Source organism: Kitasatospora phosalacinea (assembly GCF_000717185.1).
Lineage (GTDB): Bacteria > Actinomycetota > Actinomycetes > Streptomycetales > Streptomycetaceae > Kitasatospora > Kitasatospora phosalacinea_A.
In genome coordinates this window covers 1-4,554 of record NZ_JNYE01000189.1, presented here as the reverse complement: position 1 = coordinate 4,554, position 4,554 = coordinate 1, and the positions used below count along the sequence as shown (strand labels likewise).

Annotated in this window: 6 protein-coding genes; 3 read left to right on the top strand and 3 right to left on the bottom strand. The window is 70.6% G+C overall.

From position 1 onward, the window contains the following. On the top strand, positions 1-877 hold an 877-nt coding region (locus OO57_RS37210), incomplete at its 5' end, for a beta-ketoacyl reductase (protein ID WP_158715379.1). A 79-nt stretch (positions 878-956) separates the two neighbouring features. On the opposite strand, the gene OO57_RS37205 is transcribed toward OO57_RS37210, so the two are convergent. Then, positions 957-1,796 carry a helix-turn-helix transcriptional regulator gene (locus OO57_RS37205; protein ID WP_033257295.1) on the bottom strand — a complete coding sequence of 280 codons (840 nt, stop codon included), beginning with the start codon at positions 1,794-1,796 and terminating at the stop codon, positions 957-959. A gap of 280 nt (positions 1,797-2,076) precedes the next feature. On the opposite strand from OO57_RS37205, the gene OO57_RS37200 reads away from it, so the two are divergent. Both OO57_RS37200 and OO57_RS37195 read left to right on the top strand, forming a co-directional pair. Beyond that, positions 2,077-2,721, top strand: a complete 645-nt coding sequence (locus OO57_RS37200) for an ATP-dependent Clp protease proteolytic subunit (protein ID WP_033257294.1) — start codon at positions 2,077-2,079, stop codon at positions 2,719-2,721. Between the two features lie 90 nt (positions 2,722-2,811). Further along, the gene (locus OO57_RS37195; RefSeq protein ID WP_033257293.1) at positions 2,812-3,435 is read left to right on the top strand and encodes an ATP-dependent Clp protease proteolytic subunit; all 624 of its coding nucleotides are present in this window, start codon (positions 2,812-2,814) and stop codon (positions 3,433-3,435) included. A 63-nt stretch (positions 3,436-3,498) separates the two neighbouring features. On the opposite strand, the gene OO57_RS47530 is transcribed toward OO57_RS37195, so the two are convergent. Next, positions 3,499-3,939, bottom strand: coding sequence for a hypothetical protein (locus tag OO57_RS47530; protein ID WP_418909944.1), 441 nt, complete (start codon positions 3,937-3,939; stop codon positions 3,499-3,501). A 178-nt stretch (positions 3,940-4,117) separates the two neighbouring features. Further along, positions 4,118-4,420 (bottom strand): transposase, encoded by a 303-nt coding sequence (locus OO57_RS47525; protein ID WP_418909943.1) that lies wholly within the window; start codon positions 4,418-4,420, stop codon positions 4,118-4,120. Positions 4,421-4,554: the final 134 nt, after the last annotated feature.

Below are 4,554 nucleotides of genomic sequence, written 5' to 3'. Positions count from 1 at the left end.
CGACATGACCGACCGCCGAGCCGTCACCGACCTCCTCGCCGACCACCGCCTCAGCGCCGTCGTCCACACCGCGGGCGTCCTCGACGACGCCACCGTCGAATCGCTCACCCCCGACCGGATCGACGCCGTGCTGGCCGCCAAGGCCGATGCGGCCTGGCACCTGCACGAACTGACCACCGGCCACGACCTCGCCGCCTTCGTCCTGTTCTCCTCGCTGGCGGGCGTGCTCGGCAACGCCGGGCAGGCCAACTACGCGGCCGCCAACGCCTTCCTGGACGCCCTCGCCGAGCACCGGCACGCCCGCGGCCTGCCCGCCACCTCGCTCGCCTGGGGCCTGTGGGCCGGGAGCGGCGGCATGGCGGGGACGCTGTCGGCGGCCGAGCTGGAGCGGATGCAGCGGGGCGGGGTGGCGCCGATGGGCGCCGAGGAGGCGCTCGCCCTGTTCGACGCGGCCCTGGCCCCGGGGCGCCCGCACCACGTCGCGGCCGCCTTCGACGGCGCCGCGCTGCGCTCCCGCGCCGAGGCGGGCCTCCTGCCGGGGCTGCTGACCGGGCTGGCCCCGGCCGGCCCGACGCCCCCGTCCCCGGCTTCGTCCCCGTCCCCGTCCCCGGCCTCGGCTCCGGGAACGGGCCCGGAGGAGGTGCACGCGCTGGTGCTCGCCAACGTCGCGGACGTCCTCGGCTACGACGCGCCCGAGGAGGTGGACCCCGACGAGGAGTTTCTCGACCTGGGCTTCGACTCCCTGATGGTCGTCGACCTGCGCAACCGGCTGAACGGGGCGACCGGCCTGCACCTCCCGGCGACCCTGGCGTTCGACTTCCCGACGGTGGCCGCCCTCGCCGGGCACATGGCGGAGGAACTGGCCGCCCGCGGCTGAGAGTCGGCAACGGTACGGGTCCGGCACCCGCCCGCGCGGGCGGGTGCCGGACCCGTACCGTTGCGCCGTGCGGCCCGGCTCAGCCGGTGGCCCCGCCGTCGGGGCCGGGATCGGCCGGCAGGCCCTCGGTCGGCATGTGGATGACCATCTTCACGCCGGCGGAGGCGTCCTGGTAGAGCAGTTCGAGCGTCCGCACGGGGACGGCGCCGTAGCGCGGGTGCCGCATCGGGTAGGCCGTGCAGTCCGGCCCGGCCACCTCGTGCTCGTCCCACCAGCGGCGGAAGAGCGGGCTCCGTTCGGACAGCTCCCGGACCAGTGCGGCGACCCGGGGCGAGTCCTGGATGGTCGCCACGTCCGAGCGGAACCGGGCGATCAAGTGCCGTGCCTGGACATCCCAGTTGACGAAGCGCTCGCGCGCCACGTCCGCGGTGAGCATCCACAGCAGGGTGTTGCGCCGCTCCTCCTCGAAGCGGCCGAAGTCGTCCAGCCACTCGGTGGCGGCCTCGTTCCACGCCAGCAGGTCGCCGAACTGCGAGCAGATGTAGGCGGGAACGGGGCCGACCGAGGAAATCAGATCCTGTAACGGAAGGCGTAACTCGGAATGGGAATAGGCTTCCGGCTCGGCCGCGGATTCCCCGCGCGAGACGTTGTAGAGGTAATTCCGCTCGTAACTGCTCAGGCCGAGGACGGTGGCGAGATTGTCGAGCACTTCCGGCGAGGGCGACACGTCGCGGGCCTGTTCCAGATATGTGTACCAAGTGGGGCTGACCCCGGCGAGTACGGCGACTTCCTCCCGCCGGAGGCCGGGGGTCCGACGCCGGAGCCCCCCAGGTAGTCCGACATCGGCGGGTAGGACCTTCTCGCGCCGTTTGCGGAGGAAGTGTGCTCTCCCCCGTCGCTGAGCATCATCAACTGGCATGGCCGCTACCCCCGGTGAGTATCAGTCAGTCCGCAAGTCCCCGAGCGTACCCGGGATCGAACAGACGCACGTGCGGCTTTGCGCGATCTGTTCCCACAACGTCTCAAACCCGCCTTTCGTGCGCCAAGGGCGAACGCCCGACCTCCGGCCCCTTGACATCCCGCTGTGCTAGAGTCGGCCGAAAGTCTTTGTGGCGCAAGGGGGTCGTCGTGGCTGTAGATTTCAGCGGGACGGGATTTCGGCGGCCCACCAACCGCCCGTTAACCCGGTTGGGGGAACAATGGTTTATCAGGATGCTGGGGAACGTTTCTCGGCGAACGGCCCCCGGGCCGACGCGGGCGCAGCCCCCTGGGGCGTCGGCGACCAGGTGTTCAGCCGACTGCTGAGGGACCGCATCGTCTTCCTCGGCCAGGCCGTCGACGACGACATCGCGAACAAGCTCACGGCCCAACTGCTCATGCTGGCCGCCGAGTCCGAGGACGACATCTACCTCTACATCAATTCCCCCGGTGGTTCGGTGACGGCCGGCATGGCGGTCTACGACACCATGCAGTACATCAAGAACGACGTGGTCACCATCGCCATGGGCTTCTGCGCCTCGATGGGCCAGTTCCTCCTCACCGCCGGTGCGGCGGGCAAGCGCTTCGCGCTGCCGCACACCAAGATCCTCATGCACCAGCCCTCCGCGGGCCTGGCCGGCTCGGCCAGCGACATCCGCATCTACGCCCAGCAGCTGCTGAAGACCAAGCTGGAGATGGCCGAGCTGATCGCCGCGCACTCCGGCCAGGACGTGGACAAGATCACCAAGGACTCCGACCGCGACCGCTGGTTCACCGCGGAGGAGGCCAGGGAGTACGGCCTCATCGACAAGGTGATGCAGTCCACCTCCTCCCTCCCCGGTGGCGGCGGCGGCCTCAAGCACTGACACCGGCCACTGACACCGGTGCGCCGGGGGAGGGGCCCCACCGGGCCCCTCCCCCGGCGCACGTCCCGATCGGAGAGGGGCTCACCCACGATGCAGTCGAACCGGCACCACCCCGAAGCGCGCTACATAGTCCCGAGCTTCGTCGAGCGGACCTCGCAGGGCATCCGCGAGTACGACCCGTACGCCAAGCTCTTCGAGGAGCGCGTGGTCTTCCTCGGCGCGCAGGTCGACGACACCTCGGCCAACGACATCATGGCCCAACTCCTGTGCCTGGAGGCCATGGACCCGGACCGTGACATCTCGCTCTACATCAACTCGCCCGGCGGGGACACGACTTCGCTGATGGCGATCTACGACACCATGCAGTTCATCAAGCCGGACGTGCAGACCACCTGCATCGGCCAAGCCAGTTCGGCGGCGGCGGTCATCCTGGCCGCGGGCACCCCGGGCAAGCGCCTCGCGCTCCCCAACGCGACGATCATGCTGCACCAGCCGTCCAGCGGCGGCCAGCAGGGCCAGGTCTCCGACCTGGAGATCGAGGCGAACGAGATCATGCGGGTGCGCGCCGCCCTGGAGGCCATCCTCGCCAAGCACACCGGCCGCGAGCTGGAGCAGATCCGGCAGGACATCGAGCGCGACCTCATCCTCACCACCGCGCAGGCCCTGGAGTACGGCCTCATCGACCAGGTGGTCGCCCCCCGCTCCAGGCCCTGACCCCGGAGCCGCCCTCCCCCGGATTCCGCCGGTCGGCCACCGGGCGCATCGCCTGACGGCCCCTCAGCTCGGCGTTTGTCCTCGTCGGCCTTGATGTTCCTTGATCGAGTCGGCTCGTTTGGCCGTCTTGCCGACGTTGTGGCGTGGGGCTCGTTGCTTGTTCTTCGCGCCGGGTGGCCGTCCCGGGCCCGGCCGGGACGGTTTCGGTGCGGCTGCCGGACGGGCCGCTGTCGCGCGGATGTTGCGAAACCCCCGGCGGACGCGGGCGGGAGTGAGACGGCGGGGTTCGGTCGCCGGTCGCTCCCAGGGCCGGCGTACGTCTTCGGCCAGGGAGCGGGCGAGGCGGATCCGGGTGTGGGCGGCGATGATCAGCCAGGTCCACAGATCGGCGGTGTCGGCGGTGTCGGCGTGGCGGATCTTCGGGGCGGTCCAGCCGAGGGTCCGCTTCATCAGCCGGAAGGTGTGCTCCAGGTCGAATCGGCGGAGGAAGGACTGCCACCACAAGTCCACGTCCGTGCCGGTGGCTGTGGTGGCCGAGCACCACAGCCACTGGCTTCGGGTCCCGGTCGCCCGGCAGACGCTCGACCTTGATCCGGATCAACGTGCCATGCAGGACAGGGAGTTCCTCCTCGGCGTGGTCCAGCCAGGGGCCGCGGTGGGTGAGCCGAGGGTGCATCCGGCCCTAGGCCGTCGCCTCGGCGATGCCGTAGCGGGTGGTGTCGGCGGCCGTGGCGGTGTCGGGGGTGTGCCAGGTGTCGGGTTTGGCGAAGGTGAGGACTCCGCCGTGTCGACGGGGCCGCCCGCCCTTCCGCCCGCGGCGGTCGGGGCCGGGGTCGCGGAGCATGACCCGGTCCGAGCGCAGGCGTCCGAGCAGAACCACCGGCAGGTCGGCCAGGGCGTGGGAGAGGTAGGTGACGTCGTAGCCGGAGTCCATCACGATCAGGATCTCCGGGTTGCCCGGCTCCCAGTGTCCAGCCCGGATCAACCTTCCGACGATGTCACGCAGCCGGACGGCGGTGACTGAAGTTCCCCCATGATCTTGGACACTCGTTCCTACGCGGCGAGGGTGTGTCGTTGTCGGGTCTCGTGCGGGGTCAGGTAGCCCCAGCTGGGGTGCTT

Excerpts from the sequence above, each read along its gene's own strand:
- OO57_RS37205 (WP_033257295.1), bottom strand. The coding sequence starts at position 1,796 with ATGCCAGTTGATGATGCTCAGCGACGGGGGAGAGCACACTTCCTCCGC.
- OO57_RS37200 (WP_033257294.1), top strand. The coding sequence starts at position 2,077 with ATGGTTTATCAGGATGCTGGGGAACGTTTCTCGGCGAACGGCCCCCGG.
- OO57_RS37195 (WP_033257293.1), top strand. The coding sequence starts at position 2,812 with ATGCAGTCGAACCGGCACCACCCCGAAGCGCGCTACATAGTCCCGAGC.